Source organism: Amaricoccus sp. W119 (genome assembly GCF_047275745.1).
Classification (GTDB): domain Bacteria; phylum Pseudomonadota; class Alphaproteobacteria; order Rhodobacterales; family Rhodobacteraceae; genus Amaricoccus.
This window is the reverse complement of record NZ_JBKQWU010000063.1, coordinates 1-17,196: the sequence shown is the minus strand read 5'-3', so window position 1 is coordinate 17,196 and position 17,196 is coordinate 1. Positions and strand designations below refer to the sequence as shown.

Sequence of the window (17,196 nt, the reverse complement as noted above, 5' to 3'; positions counted from 1 at the left end):
GGTCAAGGCCGTCAACCAGCTGCTCTGCGGCGTCCACATCGCCGCCTCCGCCGAGGCGCTCGCCCTCGCCGGCCGGATGGGCGTCGATCCCGCCGTGGCGCTCCGGATTCTCGGCGGCTCCTCGGCCGCGAGCTGGATGCTGAACGACCGGGGCCCCCGGATGCTCGAGGCGGAGCCCGAGGTGACGAGCGCCGTCGACATCTTCGTCAAGGACCTCGGCATCGTCATGGAAGCCGGAACCGAGGCGAAGGCGCCCCTGCCACTCGCGGCGCTGGCGCATCAGCNACCTCGGCATCGTCATGGAAGCCGGAACCGAGGCGAAGGCGCCCCTGCCACTCGCGGCGCTGGCGCATCAGCTCTTCCTCGCGACCTCGGGCCGGGGCGACGGCAAGGCCGACGACAGTCAGGTCATCCGCGCCTATCGCGCGATGACGGGCGAATAGCCCAATACGCGGGCGGCGCATCTCGCGCCGCCCGCGAGGGGTTCACGGCGCAGTCATGGCCCCTCTATTGCCAGGCGAACGTTCCAGGCGAATATGTCGAGCACCAAAGCATAATTGCGCGAGGATCACGATAATCCCGCAGGTGCGAAGTCCTCACTCAATCCAATCGGCGACCTGCATATACGGGGACACCGGAACACGGCTCTCGACTCATTGTCAGCCACTGCTTGCCCTTTAAATACTAAAATATTAGATAAATTAATATAATTGTTGATTTTAATTGAATCTATATTACGATTGATAATCGATTTGATGGTAGGTTACAGACAATGACGTATTACGTTTCCTCCGGAAGTTACGTAGACGTGGAAGCCGTCCGAGGTCGCGCAGACACGCTGAACGAAACGTCTACCGAGATTTTCCCCGAGATCGAAAATGGGACCTTTTTCTGGCGCATCAATGATCCGAAAATCGGACAAAGAATCACTGTACTACCCGACGTCACTTTAGTAAAATTCTCATCTGGTGAATCCGTAATACAAACAGTTACTAGCAACTATATTTCTGACATATTTCAGGTAAGAATTGATCTTGAGACAAATTCAGCGGAATTTGTATCCATAACGGAGCATTTCGTATCCGATCAAGATACAAGTCTCCAATATAAATTTTCGGATTCCATCATAAACGCTGGCTCATATACCAGCGTAGTCGGTCCCGGATATTCAAATTCCGATAATACGGAATACTATCGCTGGCTCGATGAATTTTACATATCTGTCTCGGGATCGATCTTCCCTAACTTGGGATCATTCTACGGACCATTCGGGTTTACCTTCGCTGATGTCGGCCGGTTCCTGATCACGACTGGCGACGAGGCAACCGCCCGGGACAAGGCCTGGGGTCCGGGATGGATCGAGACGACCCGACAGCTTGATCTGCCCGATGGCATCACCATGGAGGAAGTCGAGGACTCCGTCGCGCCGCTTCTCGAGCCCGACGTGCTCATCGAGCGCCCCCGGGTTCCTGACAGCAAGAACTTCGAGGTGGTCAGGAAGATCACGGATTTCGCGGCTTTCGAAGCTCTCGATCTCTATTCTTCCACGACAACAAACCTGATCGGATTCGTACCCAAGAAATTCGCGCTTCCCGTCGATCCGGACATCAAGATCGAAGTGTTTTCCGGCGCCGAGAACCTCGGCTCCGTCAAGAAGCTGGCCGGCCAGATCGGCTCAGTGATCCAGGTCGGTAACGCGGGGATCTCAGCCTGGAATGCCTATCAACGAGGAGGTGAAGGCAGCGAGGCCGCCGAACGGGCCCTGAAAGCTGGGGCGGCGGACTTCATGGTTTCCTATTTCTCAGGCCATGTCGGCGTGGTCGTGTCGAGCGGCGTCGCCTACGGCCTGGGGGGCGTGGTCGTTGGCACCGCCGGGGTTCCAGTGCTCGCCGCCGCCGGGATCGCGCTTGGGGCTGGTGTGGTCGCCGGTTGGGTAGCCGAGGACTACCTGAACGCGCGCGGCCGAGAGCGTTTCCCCGACTGGTGGCCCGAGGAGGTTGGAGCGAAGCGCATCGCCGCGAGCCTCGATGGCGCGGCGGATCCGGCGTGGATCTACGACGCGGACGCGAACCGGATGATCCTGTCGCTCCAAGACACCGACCGAGGGGGCTGGAGGACTACCGCGACGCGGCTGGGCCTTGATGACATGCTCGACCTGAAGCCCGTGAATTTCTCCGAGCGCGGCGGCAAAGGCGCGGATTTCATCGCTGGCGCCGCCGGGCGGGACAATCTGCACGGGCGCGCGGGCAATGACCGCGTCGCTGGCGGGGAAAGCGCCGACAAGCTCTATGGCGAGGCGGGTCGCGACCGGCTTTATGGCGGGCTCGGCGCCGACATGTTGAAAGGCGGCAAGGGAGGCGACTGGATCTACGCGGGAGATGATCGCGCGCGGGACGTTTTCGTCTTCGCCAACGAGAATGAAAGCGGTACCAGCAAGGCGAAGATGGATCACCTCCTGGAATTTGACATACGCAGAGATGTGATCGATCTGAGCGCCCTCGACGCGGACAGTCGAAAGGGAGATCAATCGTTCCGATTCGTGGATGACTTCATCGACGCCAGGGGCCGCCAGTCCGATGGACAGGTGATGGCTTTCCGCGATGGAGACCGCGTCAAGGTCAGGATAGACATCGACGGAGATTCCCGAACGGACATGACCATACTTGTCGAAGGCGTCCGTCAGCTGTCGGAGGACAACTTCATCCTGTGACACTACGGGGCTGCCGCCGGTGCCTCCCTAGCCAATCCCACCCGGCGCATGGCGGTCGATCTCCGTCAGTTCCTCCGGCGAGAAGTCCAAGCGGTCGAGCGCGCCGAGCGAATTGTCGAGCTGTTCGACCGTCCGGGCACCGACCAGGGCGGAGGTCATCCGCGGGTCGCGCAGGATCCAGGCGATCGCCATCTGCGCCAGCGACTGCCCGCGCCGCTCGGCGATGGCATTGAGCGCGCGGAGCCTTCCGACGAGTTCCTCCGTCACCTTGCCCTTGTCGAACCCGCCGCGAGCGGCGCGCGTGTCCTCTGGTATGCCGTTCAGATACCGCGACGACAGCAGCCCCTGCGCGAGCGGAGAGAAGCCGATGCAGGCGGTGCCGAGATCTTCGAGCGTGTCGAGCAGCCCGTCCTCGACCCAGCGGTTCAGCATCGAGTAGTTCGGCTGATGGATGAAGAGCGGCACGCGCTCCTCCTTCAGGATCTCCGCCGCCTGGCGGGTCAGTTCCGGCGAATAGCTCGAGATCCCGACATAGAGCGCCTTGCCCTGCCGATGCGCATGGGCGAGCGCGCCCATGGTCTCCTCGAGCGGGGTCGTCGGGTCGACGCGGTGCGAATAGAAGATGTCGACATAATCGAGCCCCATCCGCCTGAGCGACTGGTCGAGGCTCGCCAGCAGATACTTGCGGCTGCCGCCGATGCCACCGTAGGGACCGGGCCACATTTCCCAGCCGGCCTTGGTCGAGACGATCATCTCGTCGCGGTAGGGCGCGAAATCCGTCGCCATGACCCGGCCGAAGAACTCCTCGGCGGAGCCCGGCGGCGGCCCGTAGTTGTTCGCAAGGTCGAAATGGGTGACGCCCCGGTCGAAGGCGCGGCGCAGGATCGCGCGGCCGGTCTCCGCCACATCGGTCCCGCCGAAATTCTGCCACAGCCCGAGCGAGATCGCGGGCAGGTCGATACCGCTCCGGCCGGCGCGGCGGTAGATCATGCTGTCCTGATAGCGGTCGGAGGCGGCAAGGTAGGTCATGTCTCTGTTCCTTCTGATCTGGATCGTTCACGCGCCGTAGACGATGTCATAGGCGGTGCGCAGCATCTCGTCGCGGGTTCCGTTGGTGTCCTGGACTTCGCGATCGCTCAGCGCCATGATTTCCTCAACCATGCGGTTGTAGCGCGCGCGTTTCGCCATGCGGGATCTGAAGTGACCGAACATTGTCCTTGCCTCCGTCGAGTGAACCGAAAGGCCAGAAGTTCCGTGGTTTCCCGGGATCGCGGCTTTCTGGTTGACCGGAACATACGCCTCGACCCGCCGCGGACCAATCCTCGCCGGAGTCAATGAACCGTTGAGCCACGCTCAACGTTGCCCGGCCAGCGGTGCCAGACCCTGGTCCTGGCGGATGAGGTTCACGAGTTCGCGCAGGCCCGGCGGGCTCCGCCGGCGGCTCGGGTAGTAGATGGTGAAGGGCGGGCCTTCGGAGGCCCAGTCCACCAGCACGGGCCGGAGCCGGCCCGCCGCGACATCCGCGCGCACCGCCTGTTCGAGCACATAGGCGAAGCCCACCCCCTGCGAGGCCGCCTGCACGATCTGGTCGGTGCCGTTCGCCCGCAGGGGGCCGCGGACCGGAACGCGCAGCATGGTGGCGCCATTGCCGAGTTCCCAAGGATAACCCGAGCCGTCGCCGAGCTTGATCTCGACGCAGGGGAGCCGCGTCAGGTCCTCCGGCGTGCGAGGCTCGCCGACGCGGGCGATGAGATCGGCGGTCGCGACCACGATCCATCGCGTCGGCGGCGTCAGCGCGACCCCCACCATGTCCCGCGGCACCCGGTCGCCATAGCGGATGCCGGCGTCGAAACCGCCCGCGACCACGTCGGTGATGCCGTCATCGGCGTGGAGATCGAGATGCATGTCGGGGAACGCCCCGGTATAGCGTGCAAGCACCGGAGCGAGCAGGAGCCGCGCCGCGTCCCGCAGCATGTTCAACCGCAGATGCCCGGCCGGCAGGCCACGGCCGCGCGACAACGCCCCGAGCGCGTCCTCGATCGTCGAGAAGCCCTGCGACAGGCTTTCGGCGAGCGCGGCGCCCGCGTCGGTCGGCGCCAGCGACCGGCTGGTCCGGTTGAGGAGCCGGACACCGAGGTCGGCTTCGAGCTTGCGCATGCGGTGGCTGAGCGCCGAGGTGGTGACGCCGAGCTCGATCGCCGCCTGTTTCATGCTCCGGTGATGAACGATGCGGACGAAGACGCTGAGATCGGCGAGAAGCGAACGGTCGCGGGCTTGCATGCGGTCTCCGCGGAGGCGAGTGCAGTCCCGTGAAGGTAGCAGGAAAGCCACCGGGCGCCACCGGCTTCGGCGACAACCGGCTTCGGCGTCACCAGCAGCAGAAGCCGCCGTCCACCAGCAGGTCCACGCCGGTCACGAAGGAGGCCGCGTCCGAGAGCAGGAAAACCGCCGGGCCGACCATCTCGTCCACGCTCGCCATCCGACCCATCGGCGTCTGTTCCTCGAAGAGCTTCGTCTGATGCACCATTTCGGGCCGGGTGTTCATCGGCGTCGCGGTATAGCCGGGGCTGATCGTGTTGACGCGCACGCCGCGATCCACCCATTCCATCGCCATCGACTTCGACATGTGGATGACGCCTGCCTTGGAGGCGTTGTAGTGGCACTGCGAAAGCCCCCGGTTCACGATCACGCCCGACATCGAGGCGATGTTGACGATCGACCCGCGGCCATGCGCCAGCATCGCCCGCGCCTCGGCCTGGCAGGAGAGGAAGACGCCCTTGAGGTTGATGTCCATCAGCGTCTGGTACTGACTCTCCTCCATCGCCTCGGCCGGGTTGGCATTGGCGATCCCCGCCGCGTTGACGGCGAGGGCGAGCGGGCCGAGATCGGATTCGGTCCGCGCCACGGCATCGGCGAGGGCTTCGCCGCTCGTCACATCCGCGGCGATCGGGACGCTCCGGCGGCCGGCCGCGGCGATGAATTCCGCCGTCTTCGTCAGCCCGTCATCCTCGCGCCGGTCGAGGAGCGCCACGTCGGCGCCGCATTGCGCGAGGCCCATGGCGATGCGCTGGCCGATGCCGCTGCCGGCGCCGGTGACGAGGGCGACGCGGCCGGAGAGATCGAAGAGCCTCGGTGTGTCGAGCGTGATGTCCTGCATGTCCTGTCCTCAGATGGTCGCCAGTTCCATGACCGAGACATCATTCGCCTCGCCCCGGTCGAGGATGCCGGCCTGATTGCCCTGCGCGAGAACCACGATCCGGTTCGAGACGCCGAGCACTTCCTCGAGATCGGAGCTGACGACGATCACGGCGACGCCCTGCTCGGCCAGTTCCGCGATGATGTCGTAGATGCCCGAGCGCGCGCCGACGTCGATGCCGCGCGTCGGCTCGTCGAGGATCACGACGCGGGGTCCGCGGGCGAGCCATTTCGCGATCACCACCTTCTGCTGGTTGCCGCCCGAAAGGCTCGATCCCGGCTGGCCGGCGCGACCCTTGACGCCGAATTTCCGGATCGCCCCGTCGGCGAAGGCGCGCACGGCCGAATTCGTGATCCAGCCGTTCCGCCCAACCTTGTCGAGGTTCGCATAGATGATGTTCTCGCCGATCTGGTGTTCGACGACGAGGCCCTGGAGCTTGCGATCCTCGGGGACCATGACGATCCCCTCGGCGATCGCATCCGCGGGGCTCGTGAGGTTCAACTCGCGCCCGTCGAGCCAGATGGTGCCTGCGCTCACCGGATCGGCGCCGGCTATCGCACGGACGAGTTCGGTCCGCCCCGCCCCGACCAGCCCCGCGATGCCGAGGATCTCGCCCTCGGCCACAGAGAAATTCGCGTCGCGGAAGGCGCCGTTCGCGCCGGTCAGGCCGCGCACTTCGAGAACCGTGCGCTCCTTCGGGGTCGGGATCGTCGGGAACATGCGCTCCAGGCTGCGGCCGACCATGCTCTCGACCACGGTACGGACCGGCGTGGCGCTGTCGGCGAAATCCGCGACCCGCTCGCCGTCGCGCAACACGACGATCCGGTCGGTGATCTGACGGATCTCCTCCATTCGGTGCGAGATGTAGATGACGCCGACGCCCTCGGCGCGGAGCTTGCGCACCTGCTCGAAGAGCGCTTCGGTCTCCGCGCCGCCGAGCGCGGCGGTCGGTTCGTCGAGGATCAGGAGCTTCGCATCGAGCGCCAGGGCCTTCGCGATCTCGACGAGCTGCTGCGGCGCGGTCGAGAGGCCCTGCACCTTGCGCGTCGCGGGTAGGCGCAGGTTGAGGCGTCCGAGCCGTTCCTGCGCGCGCTCTACCATCGCCGCGCGGTCGACCTTGCCGTTCCTCACCGGCCAGCGGCCGATGAAGACGTTCTCGGCGATCGAGAGTTCGGGCAGGAGCTTCAACTCCTGATGGATGAGCACCAGGCCCTTGTCGATCGCCTCTCGCGGGGAGGCCGGGGCATAGGGCTGCCCCAGCCAGGTCATCGTGCCCTCGGAGGGCAGCCGCGATCCGGCGATGATGCCGGAAAGCGTGGACTTGCCCGCGCCATTCTCGCCCAGGAGCGCCACGACCTCGCCGGCGTGGACGTCGAGATCGACGCCGCGCAACACCCGGAGCGGGCTGTAGCTCTTCGAGACGCCGCGGAGCGAAAGGATCGGGTCTGTCATGGCGCGGGCTCCTCCCTCGGCTTTACGGATGCTCGGCGATGAAGCCGTCGACGTTCTCCTGCGTCGTGAGCGTCGCTTCCATGAGCTGCTCGGCCGGCACCTCCTCGCCCGCGACGAGCTTCTTCGCGCTTTCGACCGCCATGCGGCCCATGAGCTGGGTCTGCTGGGTCGCGGTCACGTCGAAGACGCCCTGTTTCAGCGCCTCGAGCGCGGCAGTGTCGCCGTCGAAGCCCGCGAGCCAGACCTTCTCGGAGGGGTTCGCGACCTTGATCGCCTGCGCCGCGCCGAGCGCCAGCGCGTCGGCCTGGGCGAAGACGATGGTCACGTCCGGATTAGCCTGCAGCATGTTCTGCATGATCTGGAAGCCTTCGTCCTGGCTCCACATGTTCGACCACTGTTCGGCGACGACCTCGACCTCCGGATTGGCCTCGAGCGACTGCGTGCAGCCCGCCATCCGGTCGACCTCGGGCGTGGTGCCCTTCTGGCCGTGGATGATCGCCATCTTCCCGGCGCCGCCGGCCTGTTCGATGATGTGGTCGCAGACCGTCTTGGCGGATTCGACCGAGTTCGTGGCGATGAACGTGTCGCCCGGCGCGCCCTCGGCGTTGCGGTCGATGTTGATCACCGGCACACCGGCGGCCTGGGCGAGCTTCACCGGGACGGTCGCGGCGGCGGCGCCGGCGGGAATGTAGATCAGCGCGTCGATGTTCTGGGTCAGCAGGTCCTGGATCTGGTTCACCTGCGTCGGGCCGTCGCCCTTGGCATCGACGGTGATGACCCTGATCCCCTGTGTCGCGGCCTCGGCCTCGACCGACTGCTTGATCTGGTTGAAGAAATTCGCCTGAAGATTGGCCACCGCGAGGCCGAGGGTCTTCAGTTCCTGGGCCTGCGCCGAGGTGGCAAGTGCCACGAGCGCGGCCGAGGCGGCGAGCGTTCCGATAAGCCTCATGGGATTTCCTCCACTGTTTGCATTGGGATCGATCGGCCGGAAGCGGCCGGTTGCCGGGCGGAGGCGCCGGGGCGTCTCCGCGGATGCGTCCTACTTGCGGCGGAAGGTCTCCGCGGCGACGGCCAGCACGATCACGACGCCGATGACGACCTGCTGCACGAAGGGAGAAACGTTCAGCAGGTTCAGACCGTTCCTGAGCACGCCGATGATCAGGACGCCGATCAGCGTGCCGCCGATCCCGCCCGAGCCGCCCGAGAGCGAGGTGCCGCCGATCACCACGGCGGCGATCGTGTCGAGTTCGTAGCCGAAGCCGCTCGACGGCTGGACCGAGTCGAGGCGGGCGGCGAGCACGATGCCGGCGAGCCCGGCGAGGATCGCCGCGACGACATAGACGCCGATGGTCACGACATTGACGTTGATGCCGGCGAGGCGCGCGACCTCCGGATTGCCGCCGACGGCGTAGAGCATCCGTCCACCGGCGCGGTAGCGCAGGAAGGCCCAGGCGATGCCGGTGACGATCAGCATCAGCGCGACGGTCGCGGTCAGCACGCCGAAATGCCGGTCGATCGCGAGCATCATGAACCAGGGCGGGAAGCCGACGATCTGCTGCCCGTCGGTGATCATGTTCGCAAGGCCGCGGGCGACCGACATCATCGCCAGCGTCGCGATGAAGGGCGGCACGCGGAAACTGGTGATGAGCACGCCCGAGACCATGCCGCAGAGCCCGGCGGCGATCAGCGCGAACAGGATCGAGACCGGCAGCGGCAGGCCCAACATGTTGGTGAGATAGCCCATCACCATCATCGCGAGCGCCAGCACCGAGCCGACCGAGAGGTCGATGCCGCCGATCAGGATCACGAAGCTCATCCCCACGGCCATGATGCCGAGGACGGTGATCTGGTCGAGAATGTTGAGCGCGTTCCGGACGGAGAGGAAGGTGTCGGTCGTGAGCGACAGGAAGACGCAGAGCAGGATCAGGCCGATGAGCGGCCCGGTCGCCCCGCTCAAGGTCGCGAGAATCCCGCCCCGCGCCGCTGGGTCCGGTTCGGAGACTGATGCGTTCATGTCGGCCCTCCCAGGGCGGCGCGGCCTCGCCGCAGCTTGAATATTTATTCTATAACGACGATTAATGCATACGAGGCACTGAATGCCCTGTCAAGCCGGTTGGTCGCCAGGAGTGGAAGTTTTCAGGGGAACGCAGAATCGACTTGACTTATCGCCGCTACGAGCAATGATGGCGCCAGGTTGCATAATCATTCACATTGGAGGTTTCATGCAGACGAATGACCTCGAGCGGATCGCCAGGCAGATTCGCCGCCGGGACCTGCGAGCGGTGTTCGAAGCGGGCGCGGGCCATATCGGCGGCGAGATGTCGGTCACCGACATCCTGACCGCGCTTTATTTCCGTGTCCTCCGGGTCTCGCCCGACGCGCCGAAGGACCCGAACCGCGACCGGTTCGTGCTGTCGAAGGGACACACGGCCTGCGTGCTCTACGTGACGCTCGCCAGGCGCGGGTTCATTCCGGAGGAGGAGGTCGAAACCTTCCTCAAGCCGCATTCGCGCCTGAATGGTCATCCGAACTGCAACAAGGTGCCGGGCGTGGAGACCAATACCGGTCCGCTCGGTCACGGGCTCCCGGTCGCGGTCGGCATGGCGAAATCGGCGAAGCTCCAGGGCGCGGACTGGCATACCTATGTCGTCACCGGCGATGGCGAGATGCAGGAAGGCTCGAACTGGGAAGCCATCATGGCGGCGGCGCAGTTCGGCCTCGACAACCTCACGCTCATCATCGACCACAACCGCTTCCAGCAGGGCGCGGCGCTCGCCGATACCAACGACCTCGCACCGCTTCGGCCCAAGCTCGAAGCCTTCGGCTGGGCCGTGACCGAGATCGACGGCAACAGGATGGACGAGATCGTCCCGGCGCTCGAACACCGCGCCGAGGGGCGTCCGCACTGCGTCGTCGCCCATACCAACAAGGGCCAGGGTATCTCCTTCATGCAGGACCGGGTCGAATGGCACCACAAGGTTCCGAACGCGGAACAGTACAAGCTCGGCATGGCCGAGCTCGCGGAGGAAATGGAATGAGCGAGGTCCTGACCGCCCCGAAGCTGAAGGACTGCCGCGACGCCTTCTGCGCGAAGCTCGAGGAACTCGCGGCCGGCAACGGGAAGATCGTCGCGGTCTGCAACGACTCGGTCGGCTCGTCGAAGCTCGGCGGCTTCAAGTCGAGATGGCCGGAGCGGCTCGTCAATGTCGGGATCGCCGAACAGAACATGGTCGGCGTCGGCGCCGGGCTCGCGAACGGCGGCATGCTGCCCTATGTCTGCGCCGCCGCGCCGTTCCTCACCGGGCGCGCACTCGAACAGATCAAGGCCGACATCGCCTATTCCAATGCCAATGTGAAGCTCGTCGGCATCTCCTCGGGCATGGCCTATGGCGAGCTCGGCCCGACGCATCATTCGATCGAGGATTTCGCCTGGACGCGCGTCCTGCCGAACCTGCCGGTCGTGGCCCCCTGCGACTCGATCGAGACGGCGGCGGCGGTCGAATGGGCGGCGAGCTATCCGGGGCCGGTCTTCCTGCGGCTCTCGCGCGTCGGCGTGCCGGACCTGCTACCCGAGGATCACGTCTTCGAGCTTGGCCGCGCCAACCGGCTCCGCGACGGCTCCGATGTCACGCTGATCGCCAATGGCACGCTGACACACCGGATGCTGAAGGCGGCCGAGATCCTCGCAGGCCGCGGCGTCGAGGCGCGGGTGCTCAACATGGCAACGGTGCGCCCGATCGACACCGAGGCGGTGGTCGCCGCCGCCGAGCAGACCGGCGCGATCCTGACCGCCGAGGAGCATTCGACCTTCGGCGGGCTCGGCTCGGCGATCGCCGAGGTGGTGGTGGCCGAGGCGCCGGTGCCGATGAAGATCCTGGGCGTTCCCGGCATCTTCGCGCCGACCGGCTCGGCGGAGTTCCTGCTCGACGAATTCGGCATGTCCCCCGAGGCCGTCGCCGACGCCGCCGAGGCGCTCATCGCCCGCAAGCGCGGGTGACGCGCGACGGGGAGGGCGGACCTCGGTCCGCCATCCGCCTCGACGCCGGTGCCGGGCCGGTGATCGGCCGAACTGAAAACCCAAGGGAGCGCCGCCGATGACCTCCGCCATCCTCGCCATCGACCAGGGCACCACCAATTCCAAGGCCGTGCTTGTCTCCGCCGAGGGTGCGATCCTCGCGCGCGGGTCCTCCCCGGTCGGGATCGAGCATCCCCGGCCGGGCTGGGTCGAACAGAGCCCGACGCGCCTGCGGGATTCTGTGCTCGAAGCGGTCGCCGCCTGTCGCGCCGAGGCGCCGGAGGTGGAGATCCTCGGCATCGCGATCTCGAACCAGCGCGAATCCGTCACCGTCTGGGACGCCACCACCGGCGAACCGCTCGGCCCGGTGGTGAGCTGGCAGTGCCGCCGCACCGCGCCCGACTGCGCGGCGCTAAACGAAGCGGGCCACGCGGAGCGGGTCTCGGCGCTGACCGGGCTGCCGATCGATCCGATGTTTCCGGGGCCGAAGATGAAATGGCTGCTCGACCGCGTGCCCCCGGGGCGCGAGGCGCGGCTTGGCACCATCGATTCCTGGCTGATCCACTGTTTCACCGGCGGCGCGGTCCATGCCTGCGACGCCTCGAACGCGGCGCGGAGTCAGCTCTTCGACATCGGCGCGCACTGCTGGAGCGAGGAACTGGGCGCGCTTTTCGGCGTGCCGCTCGCCTGCCTTCCGGATGTGCGCGACAGTTCCGGCGACTTCGGCGCCACACGCGGCGTGCCGGGCCTGCCGGACGGCATCCCGGTCCGCTCCGCCATCGGCGACAGCCACGCGGCGCTGTTCGGCCATGGCGCCTTCCGGCCAGGCGACGGCAAGGTCACCTTCGGAACCGGCTCCTCAATCATGACGACGCTCCCGGAGTTCATCGCGCCGGAGCGCGGGATCACGACGACGATCGCCTGGCGCCTCGGCGGGCGGACGACCTATGCCTTCGAGGGCAATATCCTGGTCTCAGCCGCCTCGCTGCCCTGGATGACGGAGATCCTCGGCCTGCCGGACGTGCAGGCGCTGACCGACCTCGCGGCGACAGCCGAGCCAGGAAGCGCGGGCTTCGTGCCCGCCTTCGTGGGCCTCGGCGCGCCCTACTGGGAATCCGACGCCCGCGCGCTCTTCTCGGGCATCACCTTCAACACGACGCGCGCCGACCTCGCCCGGGCGGTGACGGATTCGATCGCCTTCCAGGTCCATGACGTGGTCGCGGCGATGAGCGCGCAATCGCCGGTTCCGCTCGGCGCGCTCTATGTCGATGGCGGGCCGAGCCAGAACGGCTTCCTGATGCGCTGCGTCGCTGACGTACTCGGCCATGCTCTGACCCAGCGCGACGCGCCGGAGGCCTCGGCGCTCGGCGCCGCCTATCTCGCGGGCCTCTCGCTCGGAGTCTGGCCGGATCTGGACGCGATCGCGGCGCTTCCACGCTCGGGGAAGACCGTGAGCCCCGCCGGTGGCGACATGTCGCGCCCGCTCGCCGTCTGGCGCGACGCGGTGGCGCGCTCGACGCGGCCCGGCGCGGCGTGTAGGAGTGAATAAAAATTCACTGGAAAATCCATGGGCCGTATCAATGAATTGCGCATGATCGCGCGGGTCGCGCAGATGTATCACGGCGAGGGCAGGCGCCAGGCACAGATCGCCGAGCATCTGCACCTGTCGCAGGCGACGGTATCGCGGATGCTGAAACGCGCAGAACAGGAAGACATCGTGCGCACCACGGTGATCCCGCCCCCCGGCACGTTCAGCGAGCTCGAAACCGCGATGCGCGAGCGGTTCGGCATCGGCGAGGTGATCGTCGTGGACTGCTCCGAGGACCGCGAGGGCGCCATCATGGCGCGGATCGGCGAAGGCGCGGCGCATTTCCTCGAAATGACGCTCCGGCAGGACGAGGTGATCGGCGTCTCCTCCTGGAGCGAGACCGTGCTGCGGATGGTCGACAACATCCACCCTCTCAAGGGGACCAAGGCGAAATACGTGGTGCAGACGCTGGGCGGGATGGGCGACCCTTCGGTGCAGACCCATGCGACGCAACTCACGACCCGGCTCGCCCGTCTCACCGGCGCGGAACCAAGGCTTCTGCCGGTGCAGGGGGTCGCGGCGTCGCAGGAGGCGAAGGGCGTGATGCTCTCCGATCCCTTCGTGCGCGAGACGATGGAGCTTTTCGGCGCCATCAGCCTCGCGATCGTCGGCATCGGCGCGATCGAGCCGTCCGAACTGCTCGCACGCTCGGGCAATGTCTTCTCGCGCCAGGAACTGACGGCGCTGACCGACGCGGGCGCGGTCGGCGATCTGTCGCTGCGCTTCTTCGACCTGAAGGGCCAGCCGGTGCGCACGCCGCTCGACTCGCGCGTCATCGGCCTGCCGTTCGAGGATCTCGCGCGGGTGCCGAGGGTCATGGCGCTCGCGGGCGGCGCATCGAAGACGCTCGCGATCATGGGGGCGCTCAGGACCGGCGCGATCGACGTGCTCGTCACCGACAAGTACACGGCGGCCCGCCTCGCGGGGTAGGCCGCCCTCATTAAGGGGAGGAAGCGATGAAACGCTTCGAAGGCCGGACCGTGTTCGTCACGGGCGGGAACAAGGGGATCGGCCGGGGCATCGCGACCCGGTTCGCGGGCGAAGGCGCGAAGGTCGCGATCGCCGCCGTCGAGAAGGACACGGCCGGGGCGGCGGAGGCGATCGCCGCCGAGACCGGCGCCGAGGTGATCGGGCTCACGCTCGACGTGACCGATGCCAGGGCGGTCACGGAGGCCTATGCCGAGGCGGAGAGCCGGCTCGGCACGCTTTCGGTCTCGGTGCAGAACGCCGGCGTCATCACGATCGCCAAGGTCGAGGATCTGACCGAACGCGAATGGGACCTCAATCTCGACGTCAACACCAAGGGCGTCTTCCTCTGCTGCCAGGAGGCGGTGCGGCGTTTCCGTGCGAGCGGGACCAGGGGCCGGCTCGTCAACACCGCCTCCGGCCAGGCACGGCAGGGTTTCATCTACACGCCGCATTACGCCGCCTCGAAATTCGGCGTCGTCGGCCTTACCCAGAGCCTCGCGAAGGAACTGGCCGCCGAGGGGATCACGGTGAACGCGATCTGCCCCGGGATCATCCATACCGAGATGTGGGATTACAACGACCGGGTCTGGGGCGCGATGCTCGGCGACTACGCTCCGGGCGAGCTGATGGCCGAATGGGTCGAGGGCATTCCGATGAAGCGGGCGGGAACCCCGGCGGAAGTCGGCGCGCTGGTGGCCTTCCTCGCCTCCGACGATGCGTCCTACATCACCGGCCAGACCGTCAACGTCGACGGCGGGCTCATCATGTCCTGAGCGCCTTCGCCGGGCGGTCACGGCGCGGCGGGTCACGGCGCGGGTGGTCCAACCGGCGAAGACCCGGATGGAACCCGCCGGCCGCGCGCGGTATCCCGTTCGGGAGGCTGGCGGGCCGATCCGCCGGCGAGCTTGGAAGGAGATCGTCATGGAAATCTTCCGCGCGGGATCGAATCCCTCCGCGAAGGGCCCGGCCGACTGGTTCACCGGCACCGTGCGCGTCGACCGGATGTTCAATCCCGCGGCGCCCGACCGGGTGCAGGGCGCGCATGTCACCTTCGAACCCGGCGCGCGCACCGCGTGGCACACGCATCCGCTGGGCCAGACACTGATCGTGACCTTCGGCCATGGGCGCGTCCAGCGCTGGGGCGGCCCGGTCGAGGATATTCATCCCGGCGATGTGGTCTGGTTCGCGCCCGGCGAGAAGCACTGGCACGGCGCGTCGGCCGAGACGGCGATGTCGCATATCGCGGTCCAGGAGGTTCTGGACGGCGAGGTCGTCGAATGGCTTGAGCATGTGACCGACGAGCAATACGGCGGGACGGCCTGACCGACGATCGGATCGGGTCCCCGGGTGGGAGCGAGGACCGCGAGGCATCCCGCTCCACCCGCGACGATGCACTGCCTTCTCATGCGTGATCTGATAGGATCGGCGCCATGCATGAAGGGGATTCATGAATGCGGCGCAAGGACATCAACGACCTGATCGCCTTCCTCGAAGTGGCGAAGGAGCGGAGCTTCACCAGGGCCGCCGCGCGGATCGGCGTCTCGCAATCGGCGCTCAGCCATACCATCCGGCAGCTTGAGGAACGCCTCGAGATCCGGCTCCTGACCCGAACCACGCGCAGCGTCTCCCCGACCGAGGCAGGGGAACGCCTGCTCGAACGGATCGGCCCGCATCTCGACGGGATCGCGACCGAGCTCGATGCCATCGGCACGCTGCGCGACAAGCCGTCCGGCACCATCCGGATCACCGCCGGTGACTACCAGGTGCGCTGCTACCTCTGGCCGAAGCTGCGGGTCTTCCTGAAGCAATATCCCGACATACGGATCGAGCTCAGCGTCGACTACGGCCTGCGGGACATCGCCGCCGACCGCTTCGACGCCGGCGTCCGCATGGGCGGACAGGTCGCGAAGGACATGATCGCCGTCCGTATCGGGCCGGATCTGCGCTTCGTCGTCGTGGGCGCGCCCGCGTATCTCGACAGCCGCGCACCTCCTGCGACGCCCAGTGATCTGACGGATCACGCCTGCGTCAACCTGAGGCTGCCGACGCATGGCGGGCTCTATCCCTGGGAATTCGAGGATGGCGGCCGGGAGATCAAGGTCCGCGTCGAGGGCCAGCTGATCTTCGACAACATCTATGACATCCTGGCGGCGGCCATCGACGGGTTCGGCCTCGCCTTCGTACCGGAGGACATCGCCCGCCCGCATCTCGAACGCGGCGAATTGCGCATGGTGCTGGAGGATTACGCGGCGGTCTGGGAGGGGTTCCACCTCTACTACCCGAGCCGGCGCCACCACTCCCCCGCCTTCGCCCTGCTCGTGAAGGCGCTCCGCCACTCGGGTTGACGGCCGGGCAGGGCCGTGCCGGGGAACACGCCCGGGCGGCGAAGCGTGCCCTTTCAGACAAGAGGTCCGGCGCGATCGCGGCGCGCCGGACCCTTGGCTTATCGCGTCACTGGGCGAGCCCCAGATCCGCGAGGATCGCCTCGATATTGGGCTGTTCCGTTTCGAGGAAGGTCGCGAATTCCGCGGATGACTGGTGCATCCCGACCCAGCCCCGCTCGGTCATGAGTGCCTGCCAGGGCTCGCTCGCGACCATCTGCGAGATCGCCTCGTCGAGCGCCGCCAGATCATCCTCCGCGATGTCGCCCTTCGCCATCAGGCCCCGCCAGTTGACGAGTTCGACGTCGTAGCCCTGCTCCTTGAAGGTCGGAATGTCGACACCCGGCAGCGGTTCCGGCGAGGAGACCGCGAGGGCGCGGAGGTCGCCACTCTCTATGAGGCTGGCGAATTCGTTGAGGCCGCCGGTGGCCACGGTGATGTGGCCGCCCATGACCTGACCGATCATCTCGCCACCGGCGCCCGCGACGATGTAGTTCATCTCGCTCACGTCGCCGCCCATGGCCTTCACGGTCATCGCGGAGAGGAGGTGATCGGGACTGCCGAGCGCGAAGCCGCCCCAGGACACCGAGCCCGGATCGGCCTTGTACATCGCCGCGAGGTCGTCGAGCGACTGGAGCGGGCTGTCCGCGGCGACGACGAGCGGCTGGTACTCGCCCGTCAGCCGCGCGAGCGGCGTGGTCTGTTCGAGCGTCACGGGGGCGTTGTTCACCTTGATCGCGCCGATCATGCCAAGGCCGACGACGAGCAGTTGCTCGCCCCGGCTCCGGCCGGTCACGAACTGGGCGAGGCCGATCGTGCCGCCCGCGCCGGGAACGTTGTTGACCTGGACATCCGAGGCGAGGCTCTCGGATTCGAAGACCTGCT

17 protein-coding genes and 1 pseudogene are annotated in these 17,196 nt (G+C 66.7%); 10 read left to right on the top strand and 8 right to left on the bottom strand.

Annotated elements, in window-relative coordinates:
* Window positions 1–19: 19 nt before the first annotated feature.
* The 3 genes and pseudogenes from ACLJK8_RS19160 to ACLJK8_RS19150 all read left to right on the top strand — a co-directional run.
* Window positions 20–232, top strand: a pseudogene (locus ACLJK8_RS19160) (NAD-binding protein); the annotation flags it as partial.
* A 67-nt stretch (window positions 233–299) separates the two neighbouring features.
* Entirely contained in the window at window positions 300–443 is a 144-nt protein-coding gene (locus ACLJK8_RS19155; protein ID WP_413151952.1) for a hypothetical protein, read from the top strand.
* 803 nt (window positions 444–1,246) lie between these two features.
* Window positions 1,247–2,710, top strand: coding sequence for a M10 family metallopeptidase C-terminal domain-containing protein (locus ACLJK8_RS19150; protein ID WP_413151951.1), 1,464 nt, complete (start codon window positions 1,247–1,249; stop codon window positions 2,708–2,710).
* 27 nt (window positions 2,711–2,737) lie between these two features.
* Here the strand turns inward: ACLJK8_RS19150 and mgrA are convergent, their stop codons facing one another.
* The 7 genes from mgrA to ACLJK8_RS19115 form a co-directional block, all read right to left on the bottom strand.
* Window positions 2,738–3,739 (bottom strand): L-glyceraldehyde 3-phosphate reductase, encoded by a 1,002-nt coding sequence (gene mgrA, locus ACLJK8_RS19145; RefSeq protein ID WP_413151950.1) that lies wholly within the window; start codon window positions 3,737–3,739, stop codon window positions 2,738–2,740.
* A gap of 27 nt (window positions 3,740–3,766) precedes the next feature.
* On the bottom strand, window positions 3,767–3,922 hold the full coding sequence (locus ACLJK8_RS19140; RefSeq protein WP_413151949.1) for a hypothetical protein: 156 nt from the start codon (window positions 3,920–3,922) through the stop codon (window positions 3,767–3,769).
* 141 nt (window positions 3,923–4,063) lie between these two features.
* A complete protein-coding gene (locus tag ACLJK8_RS19135; RefSeq protein ID WP_413151948.1) occupies window positions 4,064–4,990 on the bottom strand; it encodes a LysR family transcriptional regulator in 927 nt (308 codons plus the stop codon).
* A gap of 88 nt (window positions 4,991–5,078) precedes the next feature.
* Complete coding sequence (locus tag ACLJK8_RS19130; RefSeq protein WP_413151947.1) at window positions 5,079–5,867, bottom strand: SDR family oxidoreductase; 789 nt, start codon at window positions 5,865–5,867, stop codon at window positions 5,079–5,081.
* A gap of 9 nt (window positions 5,868–5,876) precedes the next feature.
* Complete coding sequence (locus ACLJK8_RS19125) at window positions 5,877–7,358, bottom strand: sugar ABC transporter ATP-binding protein (RefSeq protein WP_413151946.1); 1,482 nt, start codon at window positions 7,356–7,358, stop codon at window positions 5,877–5,879.
* A gap of 22 nt (window positions 7,359–7,380) precedes the next feature.
* Window positions 7,381–8,307, bottom strand: a complete 927-nt coding sequence (locus ACLJK8_RS19120; RefSeq protein WP_413151945.1) for a sugar ABC transporter substrate-binding protein — start codon at window positions 8,305–8,307, stop codon at window positions 7,381–7,383.
* Between the two features lie 90 nt (window positions 8,308–8,397).
* The gene (locus ACLJK8_RS19115; RefSeq protein ID WP_413151944.1) at window positions 8,398–9,372 is read right to left on the bottom strand and encodes an ABC transporter permease; all 975 of its coding nucleotides are present in this window, start codon (window positions 9,370–9,372) and stop codon (window positions 8,398–8,400) included.
* A 208-nt stretch (window positions 9,373–9,580) separates the two neighbouring features.
* On the opposite strand from ACLJK8_RS19115, the gene ACLJK8_RS19110 reads away from it, so the two are divergent.
* The 7 genes from ACLJK8_RS19110 (at window position 9,581) to ACLJK8_RS19080 (ending at window position 16,275) form a co-directional block, all read left to right on the top strand.
* On the top strand, window positions 9,581–10,396 hold the full coding sequence (locus ACLJK8_RS19110; protein WP_413151943.1) for a transketolase: 816 nt from the start codon (window positions 9,581–9,583) through the stop codon (window positions 10,394–10,396).
* Entirely contained in the window at window positions 10,393–11,355 is a 963-nt protein-coding gene (locus ACLJK8_RS19105; protein WP_413151942.1) for a transketolase family protein, read from the top strand. The genes ACLJK8_RS19110 and ACLJK8_RS19105 overlap by 4 nt, the downstream gene beginning before the upstream one ends.
* Before the next feature lie 97 nt (window positions 11,356–11,452).
* Window positions 11,453–12,922, top strand: a complete 1,470-nt coding sequence (locus ACLJK8_RS19100) for an FGGY family carbohydrate kinase (RefSeq protein ID WP_413151941.1) — start codon at window positions 11,453–11,455, stop codon at window positions 12,920–12,922.
* Window positions 12,923–12,940: 18 nt separating this feature from the next.
* A complete protein-coding gene (locus ACLJK8_RS19095; RefSeq protein ID WP_413151940.1) occupies window positions 12,941–13,891 on the top strand; it encodes a sugar-binding transcriptional regulator in 951 nt (316 codons plus the stop codon).
* A gap of 26 nt (window positions 13,892–13,917) precedes the next feature.
* Window positions 13,918–14,703 (top strand): SDR family oxidoreductase, encoded by a 786-nt coding sequence (locus tag ACLJK8_RS19090; protein ID WP_413151939.1) that lies wholly within the window; start codon window positions 13,918–13,920, stop codon window positions 14,701–14,703.
* Window positions 14,704–14,851: 148 nt separating this feature from the next.
* Window positions 14,852–15,253, top strand: a complete 402-nt coding sequence (locus ACLJK8_RS19085; RefSeq protein ID WP_413151938.1) for a cupin domain-containing protein — start codon at window positions 14,852–14,854, stop codon at window positions 15,251–15,253.
* A gap of 128 nt (window positions 15,254–15,381) precedes the next feature.
* Complete coding sequence (locus tag ACLJK8_RS19080) at window positions 15,382–16,275, top strand: LysR family transcriptional regulator (protein ID WP_413151937.1); 894 nt, start codon at window positions 15,382–15,384, stop codon at window positions 16,273–16,275.
* 106 nt (window positions 16,276–16,381) lie between these two features.
* Here the strand turns inward: ACLJK8_RS19080 and ACLJK8_RS19075 are convergent.
* On the bottom strand, window positions 16,382–17,196 hold an 815-nt coding region (locus ACLJK8_RS19075; RefSeq protein WP_413151936.1), incomplete at its 5' end, for a Bug family tripartite tricarboxylate transporter substrate binding protein.